At 47.6% G+C, this 16,673-nt stretch carries 9 protein-coding genes; 8 read left to right on the forward strand and 1 reads right to left on the reverse strand.

All coding sequences use genetic code 11. The features are described from left to right. Positions 1-167 precede the first annotated feature (167 nt). The 8 genes from EKK48_00760 (at position 168) to EKK48_00795 (ending at position 15,943) form a co-directional block, all read left to right on the forward strand. A complete protein-coding gene (locus EKK48_00760) occupies positions 168-839 on the forward strand; it encodes a TetR/AcrR family transcriptional regulator (protein ID RTL45907.1) in 672 nt (223 codons plus the stop codon). Beyond that, positions 836-2,242, forward strand: coding sequence for an HlyD family secretion protein (locus EKK48_00765; GenBank protein RTL45908.1), 1,407 nt, complete (start codon positions 836-838; stop codon positions 2,240-2,242). Before EKK48_00760 ends, EKK48_00765 begins: the two co-directional genes overlap by 4 nt. Before the next feature lie 109 nt (positions 2,243-2,351). Next, positions 2,352-3,950: a DHA2 family efflux MFS transporter permease subunit gene (locus EKK48_00770; protein ID RTL45909.1), complete on the forward strand. Its 1,599-nt coding sequence runs from the start codon at positions 2,352-2,354 to the stop codon at positions 3,948-3,950. 176 nt (positions 3,951-4,126) lie between these two features. Beyond that, positions 4,127-7,000, forward strand: a complete 2,874-nt coding sequence (locus tag EKK48_00775; GenBank protein RTL45910.1) for a hypothetical protein — start codon at positions 4,127-4,129, stop codon at positions 6,998-7,000. After that, positions 6,997-9,603, forward strand: a complete 2,607-nt coding sequence (locus EKK48_00780) for a serine/threonine protein kinase (GenBank protein ID RTL45911.1) — start codon at positions 6,997-6,999, stop codon at positions 9,601-9,603. Before EKK48_00775 ends, EKK48_00780 begins: the two co-directional genes overlap by 4 nt. Next, positions 9,600-12,296, forward strand: coding sequence for a serine/threonine protein kinase (locus EKK48_00785; protein ID RTL45912.1), 2,697 nt, complete (start codon positions 9,600-9,602; stop codon positions 12,294-12,296). The genes EKK48_00780 and EKK48_00785 overlap by 4 nt, the downstream gene beginning before the upstream one ends. A 12-nt stretch (positions 12,297-12,308) precedes the next feature. Continuing rightward, on the forward strand, positions 12,309-14,990 hold the full coding sequence (locus EKK48_00790) for a serine/threonine protein kinase (protein ID RTL45913.1): 2,682 nt from the start codon (positions 12,309-12,311) through the stop codon (positions 14,988-14,990). 149 nt (positions 14,991-15,139) lie between these two features. Continuing rightward, complete coding sequence (locus EKK48_00795; protein ID RTL45914.1) at positions 15,140-15,943, forward strand: hypothetical protein; 804 nt, start codon at positions 15,140-15,142, stop codon at positions 15,941-15,943. 14 nt (positions 15,944-15,957) lie between these two features. Here the strand turns inward: EKK48_00795 and EKK48_00800 are convergent, their stop codons facing one another. Beyond that, positions 15,958-16,617 (reverse strand): hypothetical protein, encoded by a 660-nt coding sequence (locus tag EKK48_00800; protein RTL45915.1) that lies wholly within the window; start codon positions 16,615-16,617, stop codon positions 15,958-15,960. Between the last annotated feature and the right edge of the window lie 56 nt (positions 16,618-16,673).

The following is a 16,673-nucleotide window of genomic DNA, read 5'->3' on the forward strand; positions in this document are numbered from 1 at the left end:
GCACCTGGCTTAACTCCGGCGGCACCTGGCTTGACTCTGCGGCACCTGGCTTGACTCTGCGGCACCTGGAGCCCCCTTGCCAATTTGGGCGCACGGGTGTAGATTATTAATTGGACGGACGCGTCCGTCCAATTAATCCTAAGGAAATTTCATCCCAGGCAAGTCAAATGTCTAAAGTAGTCACACGGGGCAGGCCCAAGAAGGATCCCGGCAGTTTCGAAGACCGAAACAACCAGATCATGGACGCTGCCTGCAAAATGTTTGCCGAGCGCGGTTATTTCAACACCGACCTGGAAGTACTGGCTGCTGAGCTTGGAATAGGCAAAGGGACGATCTATCGCGCTTTCGCTACCAAAGAAGAGCTTTTCTTCTCGACCATCAACCGCTCCCTGGAAAACATGTTGTTGTTCATCAAGGATGCCGCAGACGCCGAGAATGCAGTAGGCGTTCAGAGAATTCAGGCCGGCGTGAAAGCATTCCTGCGCTACTTCGACCAGAATCCCGAATTGATTGAACTGTTTATGCAAGAGCGCGCGGTTTTTAGAAATCACAAATGCAGCACGTTCTGGGAACACACCCGCAAGAACTCAGCAAAATGGGAAGCCTTCTTCAAAGAGATGATGGATCTCGGCTACATCCGAAAGCTCGATGCTCGGTGGCTTGCAGAGACACTAAATCAAATTCTGTTTGGACAAGTGCTGATGCATCGAATGAATGAATCGACGGACACCCTAGAAAGCCGCAGTAACAGTGTTCTTACCTTGTTTTTCACAGGTATTCTCACCGGCAAAGGGCTCGAAGCCACTGCATTCAATACCGAACCAGGAGACCCACAATGAGCAATGGTGCCACCATGGAAAAGTCAACGCATCAAACCGAAGCACGAGATGTGCATGTCCAGTCCCACAATAACCTTCAGTCCAACGAGAACCTTCAGTCCGACGAGAACGTTCGGTTCGACACAGACGTTCTGCTGAAAAAATCGCCGACAAAGTTATCGAAAAAATCACCGAAGAAACTGCTTATCCTTTCTATCATTGGATTGGTAGCGCTTGTCGCAGCGGTGTCTGCGTTGATCGGCTGGAAATACATCGCCAGTCACGAAAGCACTGACGACGCCTATATTGATGGCAACATTACTCAGATCAGCAGTCGAGTAGGCGGCACGGTCTCTCAGGTTCTCATCGATGATAATCAATTCGTAAAAGCCGGTCAGCTTCTTGTGGAGCTTGACCCAAGAGACTATGACGTCAAAATAGCTCAGGCTAGAGCTGCACTAGAAAAAAATCAACGACAGCAACAGGCGGATACTGCCGACATCGCTGTTACCAATTCAACAGCGGGTGCTCAGTCGGAAACAGCGGCCAGCGAAATATCCCATGCTAATGCCTCGATTGCATCAGCCAAATCTTTGGTAGCAAACTATCAAGCGGCACTGGGCATGGAGCAAGCGAAACTGGTCAGCCTTCAGTCGCAAAAGCAGCAGTACGAAACCGATTTGAAGCGCTATGCACGACTGTCACAACAGGGCGCAATTTCTAAACAACAATACGATCAGGCAAAGACTCAGTACGATATTTCACTAGCGCAGATAGCCGCTGAGGAACAGGCTATTCAACAGGCCAGAGCAAATATAGCGAAAGCCGAGTCAGATCTGCAGCAGGCATACAGCGATCTGTCCAAAACAAAAGCCACCCTCAAATCCGCGCAGGCTGCACACGAGCAGACCAGCGTAAAGAGCTACATCAGCGATGTATCAAAAGCGACTGTAGACCAGGCTAAAGCGGACTTGCAGAATGCAATTTTGCAGAGATCATATTGCCGGATTGTTGCGCCAGTTTCCGGTCGCATCGGAAAGAAAGCGACGCACGTAGGCGAACAAGTTCAGCCAGGACAGTCACTGTTCACAATCATTCCGGATCAAGCATGGCTAACGGCTAACTTCAAAGAAACACAAATTGGAAGAATGCGTCCGGGCCAGAAGGTCGACGTAACTCTTGACGCATTCCCTGGTCAACATTTCACCGGTCATGTAGACAGCGTCGCGCCCGCATCTGGAGCCAAATTCGCACTGATGCCCGCGGAAAATGCAACGGGAAACTTCACCAAGATTGTGCAGAGGTTGCCGGTCAAGATTGTCTTCGATGAAAATTCCATTGCCGAATTCAAAAAGTACATTGCGCCAGGATTGTCGGCCCAGGTAACGGTAAACCTGGCAGCAGTTCAACCGAGCGGTAGTTGATAGTCACGCTGACAGCAATCAACATTGACTGACGGCAATCAACGTTCACTGACGGCAATAACGCAATCGACATTCTCCGACATGATCCGAACGGCGACCAGGGCGCACAATGACCACTTCAACACTAACCAAGCCGATAACCACGAGTAAACCAGATCGCTTTGCCGATGCGCCCTGGTTGAAGTGGGTGATCGCGATCACGGTCTCTTTTGCTGCCATTCTCGAGGTTGTAGATTCGAGCATCGTCAATGTCGCGCTTCCCGATATGCAAGGTAATCTCGGCGCAACGCTAAGCGAAGTCGGCTGGGTTATCACCGGATACGGTATCGCGACCGCAATCATGATTCCGCTTACAGCATGGCTGGGTGACTTCTTCGGACGCAAACGCTATTTTCTGTTTTCACTGATCGGGTTCACCATCTCCTCAGTCTTTTGCGGATTTGCCACCAACCTGCCCATGCTGGTGACAGGACGTATCTTGCAGGGACTCTGCGGCGGAGGACTGATCGCCAAAGCACAATCTATTCTCTTCGAGACTTTTCCTAAAGAAGAGCAGGGAATGGCTCAAGCATTATTCGGAATCGGTGTGATTGTCGGGCCGGTAATAGGGCCCACTCTGGGCGGATTTCTCACTGATACACTGGGCTGGCGCTGGATATTTTTCATCAATATTCCGTTTGGAATTTTAGCCATAACAATGGCCGCTCTCTTTCTGCCAAATCACAATGAACGCAAAATATCAAAAGTGGATTGGATCGGCATTTCTCTGCTCGTTGTTTTCATATCTTGCTTGCAGACGGTGCTCGAACAGGGGCAGCAAGAAGATTGGTTTTCGTCCAGAATGATTACGACACTGTCGGTGATTGCTGTCATTGGTGCAGGAGCATTTATATTCCATGAACTACGCACCAACACGCCGGCGGTCAACCTGCGCGTTCTGAAATACCGCTCCTTGAGCGGCGGCAGCCTATATTCACTGATGCTGGGTATGGGGCTTTACGGTGCCACATTCGCCGTACCAATTTTTTGTCAAAACATTTTGCACTATACAGCCATGCAAACGGGCATGCTGATGCTTCCGTCCGCTATTGCATCAGGTCTTATGATGCCCGTGATCGGAAAACTTTCAGGAAAAGTCGACCCGAGAATAATGATCGGCGGCGGTGCAATCGGCAGCGCCATATCAATGTTCATGCTTGCCTCGATGAATCCGGACACCAGCTCAGAGTCTATGTTCTGGCCGCTTCTGCTCAGAGGTGCAGCCAGCGTATTCATGTTCATGTCCTTGAGTATGGCTTCTGTAGGCGCTTTGCCGAAAGCTTCTATTCCAGACGGCAGCGGTATCTACAACCTGGCAAGACAAATTGGCGGCAGCCTCGGCATCGCTATCATCACGCTAGTTTTAGAACAGAGGGAAGCGTTCCACCGTGCCATGTTGGTATCGAATTTCAGTGAGTACAATCCAATATTTCGCGAGCGACTGGCAGCTATGACGAGCGCCTTCCAGGCTCACAGTGGAGATCCTAGCGTTGCGCAGGCACAAGCCATGGCCAGCCTGAACGGCCTGCTCAACGTGCAGGCGTCGATTCTTTCGTTTGCAGACATCTTCAGACTGGTAGGCTTAGCCTTCATCATCAGCCTGCCTCTGTTATTTTTCCTCGCCAATCCTTCCAGGGCCGGAGCCAAAGACGCGATGAGCGCGCATTGATATAGCCGCTCATGTATTTCCTCTGGAAAGCGATAAAAATGCAACAGAGCTGCGATAGATCTGTGCGCATTTGTGGTTCAAAATATTCCTGAAACAAATATCCATCATAGTATTAATCGGCTAACTCGACAGACTAACTGCTAATGTATTGAGCAGACCCAAATGGATGCAAATAGTTGACAGCGGCTGATTCAAACGAGAACACTCGACCCAGTGGCGCCACTGAATCCGGTTTGTCGAGCGCACCGTATAAACGTGACGAGATTCTAGGCGGACGCTATCGGGTAATCTCCCTGCTAGGCAGAGGCGGAATGGGAGTCGTCTACAGGGTTGAGCAGATTTTTCTGGGGAAAGAACTGGCCCTAAAAACAATCGACCGGCATTTAATGTCTGACATCACTGTCCGACGTTTCCAAGCCGAGGCGAGAGCTGCGTTTGCCGTCGATCACCCCAACCTCGTTGCCGTTCACGACTTCGGACTCTTCGAAGATCAGACTCCATTTCTCGTCATGGAAATCGTGCAAGGCGAAACACTGGGAGACCGTCTTAAACGTGGTCCTCTCTCTCTGGACGAAGCCATCCCCATATTCGTGCAAGTCTGTTTTGGACTGGCGCACGCGCACGAACACGGAGTTATTCATCGCGACATTAAACCAAACAACATCATGCTGCTCGATGACGTACCAGAAGGTATTGATACCGGAGTAAAGATATTAGACTTCGGTATAGCCAAACTGGCACAACGTGAAGGCGGTGAGATTCAAGCACTGACCAGAACGGGCGAAATATTCGGCAGCCCCCTTTATATGAGCCCGGAACAGTGCCTGGGTACTAAGGTCGATCATCGCGCTGATATTTACTCGCTTGGTTGTGTCATCTACGAAAGCTTGACTGGCACGCCCCCTTTCGTCGGCGAGAATGCGCTGGCAACTATGATGCTGCATCAGACTGCTCCGATACCCACGCTGAAAGAAGCGCCTCAGAATAAGCACTATCCGCCAGAGCTTGAGCGGCTCGTACAATTGATGTTGGCTAAAAACCCCGATGACAGACTGCAACACATAAGCGATGCGGCTTTTCAGCTCGGCGCATTGAAAAGCGGTTCGCCATCAACACCAAACAACCTACTGCTGCCGACCAAGCGACCGGCGGGGCAAGAGGACAGAGCGGGCATTATTACCATCGAGAAGCAAAAGTTTTACGGTGGCGTCTTTGCATTAGCATTGGTCACCTTCTTAATTTCAAGCAGCCTCACGTATTTTTCGCAGTCAGCAAACTTTCGCTCGAATCGACCGGGGAATGACACGTCAAAACAGCCGGAGTCTGGTGCGCCTGAAAACGCGAATGGTGGCACCAACAACACCAATGCAAACGGCACTATTGCTAACGATACCAATAGTAATGGCACTAGCACAAATGCCACTAGCACAAATGTCCCCAACACAAATGCCCCTAACACAAATGCCACACGCACAAATGACACTAGCACAACTGGCAGCGCTGCAAATACAAGCGCTGAACGCACGGGCACTGCTAAAGCACCGAGTGAGAACACATCTTCCGCTGCAGCGAGCACCGAGCCCACCGAATATGCAGCACTCTTTGCAAACGGCGTTAAAGAGGGTTCAAACTATTTCCATTCCAAATTGGCCACTGATGATAGCCTGAACATCTTCAAGGGTTACAAACTTGCACAGGCGGTCAATCTACAGGATGGTCAATTTTCAGATAAAGCACTCCAAAATCTCAAAGACTCAAAAGTTTTGAGGTTGGTGCTAGACAATTGCGTACTCGACAAATTCGACAATCTAGCAGACTTATCGTGGCTGCAAGTGATCGATCTCACAAATTCAAACGTTACAGACAGCGCCATGCCCGTGCTCGCACATTTGAAAATGTTGCGGCACTTACAATTGAAAGGGTGCCAGATTTCCGAGGATGGCTTGCGGCAACTGGCAACGTCAAATTCTCTGACTTCTCTGGATCTAACTCCTGAGAAATATTCCACGACATTTATAAATGAGCTCGCAGAAAAAATGCCGGGCTGCATCATCAGCCCCTACAAGAAGAATTCGAAGTTGCAGGAAATTGCGCTTTCCGATCATTCTAAAGATCGCGCGCAGTGTCTTTCGAAGATTATTGCCAGAGCAGAGAAGAGTAACAAATACCACTCTAGCAATGTTACTTACCTGGTAGAACTAGCGCATCTTTACGCAAAGCGTGGTCTCTTTAAGGATGCCCGCAGCCTCGTCGAAAAATCCGTTGCTATTTGCGAACACAGCGGCGACTTGCGCAGTTTAGTACTTCCACTTCGACTAAAATCGGGCTACGTCGCAGTGCAGGACAAAGATACTGAGAAGGCGATCGCTCTTAACGACCGTGCCGAACATCTTTATGTGGATACCATTATTCATGATGGTGACCCACTCATGTTGAATACACTTAATGAATTCACCTTGCTACCACTGAGTCTGAAGCAGTGGGACCCAGCAATCGAGTATTGCAAAACAGCAATAGGTTTTATAGACAAATATCCAAAACTCGACGAAACACATCAGATGCTGCCAACTTTTCTTGAGCGTGTTGGTTGGTTGTATTGGACGGAGAAAAAAATGGATGAGGCACAGCCGTATCTCAAAAGAGCCCTCGATCTTAACACTGTGAATAAAGATTCGCAGCCTAATCCATATCTCAGGTCATTGATAGAGTATGCACACACTTTGACAAAAGACTTCGAAAGCCGGAAAAAAATGTACATTGAGGCGATCGACCAATTGGATAAACTCGGACGGCCTGAAGCTTTAGACCTAAATGCACACTATTTAAATGCATGCACAAACCTGGCGCTGATTCTTGGAGCGCAAGGAGACCACACCCACGCGGCATACTACTTTCAAAAAGGCCTCGACACATTGCAACACTTCAAGCACCAGGAAGATATGAACAAGCAAAAAACCATGTTAAGCAAAGGTCTGGTGAGACAGTTGGCAGCAGCCGGTCGCAAATCTGAAGCTGAGAAGGCCGCTAAAAAGTATGGAGTAAAACTTTGACAATCGGCTCGACAACACAGTCCAACGAATTCGAACCGGGAGAAGTTCTTGGTGGAAGATATCGCGTCGTATCAGCGCTAGGACGCGGCGGAATGGGCATCGTCTACAAAGTGGAACAGATTTATTTAGGACTGGAATTAGCTCTGAAAACAATCGATCGCAGCAGTCTTACAGATGTATCGGTGCGACGCTTCCAGGCTGAAGCTAAAGCTGTTTTCTCCTTGAATCATCCCAACATAATTTCAGTGCACGATTTCGGCTTACTCGACGACCAGACGCCCTTCCTGGCAATGGAATTTATACAGGGAGAGAGTCTTGCGGCACGTTTGAAGCGAGGCGCACTGCCCATCAGTGAAGTGTTACCGATGTTCATCCAGGTCTGCAAAGGTTTAGCCCACGCTCACGAACATTCGGTGGTTCATCGTGACATCAAACCTGGAAATATTATGCTGCTTGATCAGCTTTCGATAGGCACCGAAGGTAGTATCAAAATTCTCGATTTCGGAATCGCAAAATTAGGCGATCAAGAAGATGGCGGCGTGCAGTCAGTAACGCGAACAGGTGAGATTTTCGGTAGCCCTCTCTACATGAGCCCCGAGCAATGTGCGGGCAGCAAAGTTGATCATCGCTCAGACATCTACTCGCTCGGATGCGTTATGTTCGAGTCACTCACAGGCACTACGCCGTTTGTTGGAGAAAGCGCTCTTTCAACAATGATGTTTCACCAGAGTGAACGAGTTCCGAGCCTGAAGGAAGCTTCTCTGGGCAATGATTTCCCACCGGCGTTAGAGCAAATCGTGCAGACAATGCTGGCGAAAAATCCCGAGGATCGCTATCAATCGCTAAATGAAGCGGCAAGCGATCTCGCAGCACTCGAACGAGGGGAGAACCTACAGCACGTTCGTTCTGCGTCGAACCAATCTTCAAGCGCATCTGGAGCTAAAGCCAAAAATAAATCGGACACCAAAACCATCTCAATTCGACGCGAAACGCTGATTGGCACAATAGTTGGAACCGTTCTTCTGAGCGCAACATCAGGTGTTGGCTCGACCACCATACTGCTTGCGTCACAAAAACCAGCGGCGATTACTGCGGTACCAAGCGAAATTTCGCCGTTGCCGCCACAATCAGATCCATCCGAAATGTTTGCTCCCGATATTAGAAAGAACAAAGTCTCCTTTAAATCAGGTTGGGACACAACTAATGAGAATCTTCTACCATTCAAAAACTACGATAAAATTCAGAAGCTGGAGCTCAAACAGTGCCCTGTTAATGACGACGGTCTCGCAGTCTTACAAAACGCCAGGTTACTTGAATTAACAGTTAGTGGCTGCAGCATCAGCAGTGTAAAAAACATTTCGAAACTCAGTTACTTGCAGACGCTAGATTTGAGTGACACCGCTATCGACGATTCAGCGCTGCCCGAACTAGCAAAACTAAAAATGCTGAAAAGCTTGTCCATTCGCAATTGCAAAAAGGTGACCGAGAAAGGGCTGATGGGTCTCAGCACTTCAACGTCACTTCTTAATGTAGTTCTTACAGAAAAACATTTTTCTACAGATGCAATTTTACGACTGCGAGAAAAAATGCCGCAATGTTCCTTTGAGGGATACGGATTGCCAAGCAAGTGCATGGAAGTCACCAGCAGGATAAAACCAGAGCAAATCTACGCAGTGTATAAGAAAGCGATCGAACTTGCTCAACAAGTGAATCCAAATTTGAGTGTAATTGGACAACTTGAAGCAGGTATAAGTCAATATTTCGAAAATCGACACGACTATGCCCAGGCAGAAGAATGGCTAAAAAAGGCTCGCTTAGTCCTAGAAAACAATGGAAACAAATACTTTCTGTCACAGATACTGGCCCAAAGCGGATTGCTTGCGATACATCAGAATAAGCTCGAAGAGTGTGACAAATTTTTTGACGAATCTGCTCGTTTAAGTCTAGAGACGATGATGCACGATAGTCCAGATCTAATGGGAAGACTCGAGGCGGTGACTGCTCAACCATTTAATAGCCCATACCTGGAAAATTCATTGAAGTACTCAAAAATCGCCATTATGCTAATAAAGGAAGACGAAGGTAGAACTCCAGCGTTGCAAACTTATCTGCCGCGATTCTGCGAGCGAGCAGGACATGAACTTATTGTTCTAAAAAAAGACGAGGAGGCGCTGCCCTACTTGTTGGAAAACTACAAGATACGCAAAATGGAATCCGCACAGAACCCGAAACGTTACGCGCTATCGCTTGTTTTACTGGGCAAAGCGGAACCCACTAATGCAGAGAAAAAACGCATCTGGAACGAAGCTCTTGATCTGATGGACAGCCTCAACCATCCTTCTGATCTCAATCTGAAAGAGTGCTACTGCGACTGTAGCGTAGCGCTCATGGAAATATTCGAATCCGAAAAGAATCACACTGAGGCTGTGAAGTATGCGCGTCGGGGTCTCACGGTTGCGGAAGAAATTCAAGACGACACATATGACCAAAAAACCTACTTGAAAAAGCTAGTGATAAGACAGCTCTACAGAGCTGGACGCGAAACAGAAGCGCGGAAAGAGGCTGCCAAATACGGTTTCAGCTGGAGCGCCGATTTGCAATGAATAACTCAGACGCTAACGATCGTGCCAGCGCAAGAGCGACACAAATGCTCGGTGATTTTCAGCCCGATCAAATCCTTGGCGGACGTTACCGCGTCATCTCATTGCTTGGGCGAGGCGGCATGGGAGTCGTGTACAAGGTAGAGCAAATTTTTCTGGGCAAAGAGCTGGCACTCAAAACAATACTCAAGGGTGAAAAAAACGAAAACCTCCTACGCCGGTTCCAAGCCGAAGCCCGAGCAGTGTTCTCGCTACACCATCCAAATATAATCGCCGTACACGATTTCGGCTTGCTTGATGACGAGACGCCTTTTATGGCAATGGAGATCGTCACAGGCAAAACGCTTGGCGATCGACTGAAAGAAAGCCCCTTGTCGGTCGACGAAGCGATTACATTGTTCATTCAAATATGCTTCGGGCTGGCACATGCTCACGAAAGCGGCATTGTGCATCGAGACATCAAACCCAATAACATCATGATTCTGGACGATGCCGACTGGGGCACCGAAGGCAGTATCAAGATTTTGGATTTTGGAATTGCCAAATTGACTCAACACGAGGGCGGCGAAATACAAGCTCTAACACGAACGGGAGAGATTTTCGGCAGTCCTTTCTACATGAGCCCCGAACAGTGCCTGGGCACAAAAATTGACCATCGTTCCGATATTTATTCACTCGGTTGCGTTCTCTTCGAAGCCCTGACAGGCAAACCTCCTTTCGTGGGCGATAACGCGATGAATACTATGCTGATGCACCAGAGAGCGGAATGCCAGAAACTGCAAGACTCAAAACCACAAACAAAGTTTCCTCCGGCACTGGAAGAAATTGTTCAAACGCTTCTGGCTAAAAATCCAGACGACAGATATCAAAATCTTGGTATGGCAGCGCACGACCTGGCTGCTCTGAAACGCGGCGAAAAATCCAACATCAGCGCTGTAGTGAATATCGCACGACCGGCACGCCCACCAGTCACAGCACCAGGAATGGTGAAGATAGGGAAGACAAACTTCATACTACTGCTGACTGCTACAGCCGTCTTATTTTCGGCAGGAACAGCTACGCTTTCAACGTATTTGCATTCGAAAAAAAGTTCAACTTCCGGCACGTATAAATCGAAAGCCACCGACCCGTTTGCAGAGCCAAATTTACCGGTCGTGGACACCAGCCCGCACGGAGCCTATAAGTATGTAGCGAAACTCGGTGACCCGACCGATCACACAAATTCTAAAACGAAATCAAGCCAACCAGCTCAGGAACAGGATATTCAGGAAAGCACCCTGTCCCAAGAAATCCAAAATCACTCGCCCATATTTTATGCCGGCGATTATCCAACAGATAAAACTTTGGAACAATTCAAAGGCTACAAAGACGCACAATTTGTGGAGTTCTCCAACTGCAAGGTAACAGACGCTGGGTTTAAGAACCTGCAAGATTCAAAGATTTTGAGACTAGTAGTATCAGGAGACCAAGACATCAAGTCAGTCGATGAAATTTCGAAATTGACTTATCTACAGCGCTTGAACATGAAGGACACCGGCATTAAAGACTCCGCACTGGCAAAGTTAGCTGAGCTCCCAATGCTAGATCAGCTCGATATAAGCGGATGCGACGTAAGTGAAAAGGGGCTTTTGGAACTGACAAAATCAACGAGCCTGACACAAGTTCAACTGAGCGACAAGAAGTTCGACCGCGCATTGATCGGCAAACTGCAAGAAAAGTTGCCTCAGTGCGTATTCAGAAATTATTTCTCCGAATCGAATCTAGACAGACGTACGCGAACGATGCCTGATGATTTCGACCGCCTTAAAATCAAATACTCAATTGTATCGGCAGCCAACCCACTATCAAGGTACGCAGCCAGATACGCTCTAGATATGGTGGGGCACTATTACCTGCAAAAAAATCGTCGTCAGGAATGGGAATTAATACAGAGAGCCAAGAGAATTAGCGAACAGCGTAAGGATTGGGAAGTGCTTTCAGAGGCACTATCTTATGAATCCATGTATCTGAACGAATACGGCAACAAGAAGGAAGCGCTGAAGGTAAGAGAGCGCGCGGTCAAGCTGCTATTAGACACCTATATGCATGACGGTGCAAAGTTGCCATCTAAGTTGCTTGAGGCAATATACCTTGCCAGGGAACTTAAACGCCCCGATAAAGTAATTGAATTTGCACAGGACGGATTGAATCTAATCGACCAGTTTCCCGACCAGAATCAAGAATATTTGCCGCTATTTTGCGAACTTATTGCCTGGAGTAATTATGAATTGGAGGTGCCTACAAAAGGACAGAAGTACGCTCGGCGCAATTTAGAATACTGGGAAGTGCATAAGAATGATGTACTAAAACCTGATGAAATCAATGACCTCAACAACTTTCCCATGCAGCAATACATTCGTGCGCTGGTCGAAATGGGTCACTCTTCACCAAACCCTCAAGATCAACTGGCATACTACAACAAAGCACTTGATTTGACGGAAAAACTGCACTACCCCGAAGAGTACAACGTAGTGGAACATTATTGTGATGCATGCGTTCACATCTCAAATATGTATGACAAAGAAGGCAAAAAGGCCGAAGCATTGAGATATTTGCACAAAGCCGAAGCTGCACTCAAGCAAGTAAAGCATCATGATGTAGAAATCAGAAAACACTTTTTTGCAGACAGAATCGCCGAGCATGAAAAATCAAAATAGGAATCGAAACCGTTGACCGAACGTGCAAGAGATGAAATTCAAGCAAATCAGCCTGGCACCATATCAGGTGACACGGAGTATCGCGCCGATGACATAGTAGGCGGACGTTACCGCATTATCTCTCTAATCGGGAGAGGCGGCATGGGTGTCGTGTACAAAGCCGAACAGATATTCCTGGGCAAAGAACTAGCACTGAAAACCATCGATTCCGCGTCAAGATCAGAGATCGCAATCCGAAGGTTTCAAGCCGAGGCGCGCGCCGTTTTCGCGGTCAATCATCCGAATATAGTGGCAGTTCACGATTTTGGATTGCTCGATGATCAAACGCCTTTTCTGGCAATGGAGTTCGTTAAAGGTCACACTCTCAGCGATCTCATACAAGCGCAAGTATTGTCGGTTGACGATGCATTGAAAGTTTTTATTCAAGTTTGCGCAGGACTTGCACATGCTCATAAAAATGGCGTCGTCCATAGAGATGTTAAGCCCTCGAACATTATGGTTATCGACGGAATGTCGACTGACACCGAAGGCAGTGTCAAAATTTTAGATTTCGGCATTGCTAAGTTGACGCAATATGACGGCGATAATATACAGTCGATGACCAGAACTGGGGAGATTTTCGGCAGTCCGATCTACATGAGTCCTGAGCAATGTAGCGGTGGGCAGATCGACCACCATTCAGACATTTATTCATTGGGCTGCGTGCTATTCGAAACATTGACAGGCACTCCGCCGTTTGTAGGAGAAAGCGCACTCTCTACGATGATGATGCATCAAGACGGAGCCACACCAACGCTAAAAGAAGCGTCACTGGGCACTAATTACGACCAGGCTCTCGAACAAGTCGTCAAAACGATGCTCTCAAAAAAACCTGAGGATCGCTACCAGAATTTGAATGAGACAGCAAACGATCTCATAGCCATAAGAAAAGGGCAATCTGAGAATCTAAGCATCAACAGGAAAAGCAATGCCGTTCTATCGAAGAAGACACAAGCGACTATATCGCTGAAGCGACCGCAGCTGGCAGCGTGGCTCGGATCAGTGGCAGCAATTTCTACGATAACGACTTTTCTCATCATGCAACTGTGGTTTCTGAGTCAGGATAATGCGCCGAAAAAGTCGCCATCTGAGCCGGGTAATGCTCCAGTTCCTCAAAAATTGTCACCGAAGACATTTAAAGCCGAACTCGAAAATCAGGCACCAGATTCGCATGCGGTACATGTCTGGTTCAACAGGGATATCGAGCAGAACAAAAATGTCTTCTCCGGAAGAGTAATCTCCGACCAAGATTTGGCGGCATTCAAAGACTACAAAGGTGCTCAATCTCTGGATATTCAAGACTTGAACTCCCACGAAGTAACGAACAAAGGATTGAGCTACCTGACAAAATCAAAATTGCTGAGCCTTTATATCAAAGGCGAGCTGCAAGACATCGACAACTTCTCGCAACTCACGCACTTGAATGATCTCAGTGTCAGTAAAAGCACACTCAACAAGAACGCCATCTCAGATATTGTCAAACTCAAAATGCTAGCGACTCTAAATATAGACCGCGTCGACAACATTACTGAGGATCAGATTCGACAGTTGACGCACTCAAATTCACTAACGACTCTGGTACTTACAAAGGAGACTTACTCGACTCAGTTCATCAAAGAATTGCGTGAAAAGATGCCCCAGTGTCGCCTGGTGAACTACGAGGGCGAATCACTACTGAAAATGAGCAACCAGCCGAATCTAGCAGCCCGATATGAGAGCACTATTTCGAAGCTTGAAAAGATCAGATCACGAAATCCCAGATCAATTGGTGTAGCCATTTGTCTTCAGCAGGCGGCTGAAATTCGCATGGAACAAAAACAGTTTGCTGAGGCTTCGAAACTTTTGGACGAGGCAATCAAACTGGTGGAAAAGAATGGCAACGATGACGCCTTACCGCCACTATTGAAAGATGCAGCAACGGCTGCCAGTAAAAATCACAATCTTCCCGAAGCAATTAAATTCTCCGATAGACTGGTTGCATTGGCTCCGGCGACAATGTTTCACAATCACCCCGAGATATACGATTTAATCGAAGAAGTGGACCAGTATCCAAAGCTACTTCGGCAATGGGAGAAAGTAGTTAGCTATTGCAACGTTGCGATCGAACTATTCGAAAAATTTCCTGATGCAATCAAATCATCCAAGAAGATGCAGTTTTACACCGATGCCGGCGACTGCAATGTACTGCTGAAAAACAAAGCGTCCGCGTTGGAAGACTTCAGGAAACTAGAGCCTCTAACCGATCCGAATCCGGCAAGAGACTTCTACTGGCACGCCTCAGCATTAGTCAGAATGGGGCGCTGCTTGCCCACTGCCGCCGAACAAAAAGCGAGTTACATAAAAGGCATCCAGATGATTGAACGAGGGGGCATGCCTGATACACTCAATCTTCTTGAACACTATTGCGACGCCTGCGTTAATACCGGCAAACTTCTCCTGAGAGAAGGAAAAGCGGAAGAAGCTCTCGAGTACAACAAAAGAGGTCTGGACGTTGTCGAGCAGCGCATGAAAGATCCCAAACACATGGATGCATACGCGCGAAGACAGGCGTTTGCATATGATATCGCAAGCATCATGCGAGACCTGCGGCGCATGGACGAAGCCAAGGCAATGGAGCAAAAATACAACATCAAATTGAAGCCAAAGACAAATTAGTAATGGTTCCTGACGACTACTAAGCTTAAGATGACTGACTGATCGCACGAATTCAAAGACAAATTAGAAATCATAGAACGCAAAGACACATCGATAACTTACTGACCAAGACTTATCGTGATCCTACTGACTGAGCAAAAGGAGTAAAGATGTTCGGTTTCGGCAAAAAGAAATCAAATTCCGCTGTCGACAATTTTCGCACTCATTTCGACAATGAGCATTTGGAAATGTCGCGAGCACGTTCAAAGTTGTATGCAAGAGTCAGCCATTACGGTAACTTGTTTGATGGCGAAGACTATGACGTCGATTTAAAAGCAGCCTATTTCAAGGGGCTCATGCATGGTGACGCAGTATCTTTCGGTCCGCTTCAGCTCGTAGGCACGCATTTCAACAATGAGTTTATGTGGAGTTGGAACAATGTCTCAATTCCTGCGGAAGCATATGCTGAGATAAAGCCGTTTGTAGAAGCAACAGCGGAACTCAAAGAATTAGCGACACAGCGAAAGTTTTCTTGCGATGCAGAATTCGCCGAAAAATTATCTCAATGGATTGCTGTTAGAAGTGGCTGGCTAGGTGCATTCGAGGCGCCATACGACACGACTATCACGTTTCTTCTCCTCAAGTTGACTTGCTTCAAGGATCATTCGTACGTACCGTCCGACAATATGTGGTGTTCATTTTGCGGACGGCTTAGAACTCAGGTGGCTAAAATCCTAGCCGCGTCACCTACGTGCGCAATATGCGATCTGTGTGTGGGAGATTTTTACAGCATTCAGCAAGAGCACACGGGCGCCGATGAGGCGAAAGAAAATTCGAGCGCCACTTTCACAGACATTCCGAACATGCCACCGTGCATCATATGTGGTGAAAGAGGAAGGCGAATTTTTTCAGAGTATGGTTCAGCGTGCGATGAATGTTTGAAGGCATGCCATGAGAGCATTGCCGCAAGTTAGTCTCAAACTTTTCACTAAATTTCAGTATCACGGTGAACAGATTTCTCATCAAGCTCAACGCCTAAGTCTCTAAGTTGATTCAATGCTCGCTCTTTTATCGTTTTTGTGGGGGCTGTTTTATAAACTTTCAGCCACAACTCAACCAGGCGATTCTGTGCTCGCTGCTTAATTTCCGGACTGGTCGAATTGTGATACATGCTGTCCCAAACATTGATTTCCTTGATCATTGAGGGGATTTTTGCTTCCAAAATATTCGCCTGACGCTCCAGCCAATCAGGAGCAGCTGGAAAACGCGCAGCCATTTTGTAGTATTTAGCAGCGCGATGTTCGTCATGGGCAAACAAAAACTGATTCATGCCTCCGATATATGGCAGCAGCCAGTTATCCGGATTGGCCGCGATTCCGCGATCAATTATTGCTGCGGCTGCAGCGCTTTGATTTTGGTCTCCCAGAGTTATGGCTGCAAAATAATACGCCGGCACGAAGTGTGGATCGATCGCCGTCAGCAATTCAAGATAACTTGCTGCTTTTTCTGAATGATCGCTCTGGCGACCTTTCTGATCGCCTATGTATTGAATGAACTCGAGCCAGTAATAATCGAATAGCAGATTATCAAAGCCAAGAGCTACAAGCTTTGCGGACTGAGCCCTGGGCAGATCAATGGCTGTAGTCACCGTGTCGTACCTACTAAGCGCTAAGTTTGCAGCACTTCGGAAGTAGCCGATCAGAC

It is taken from the genome of Candidatus Melainabacteria bacterium, assembly GCA_003963305.1.
Classification (GTDB): domain Bacteria; phylum Cyanobacteriota; class Vampirovibrionia; order Obscuribacterales; family Obscuribacteraceae; genus PALSA-1081.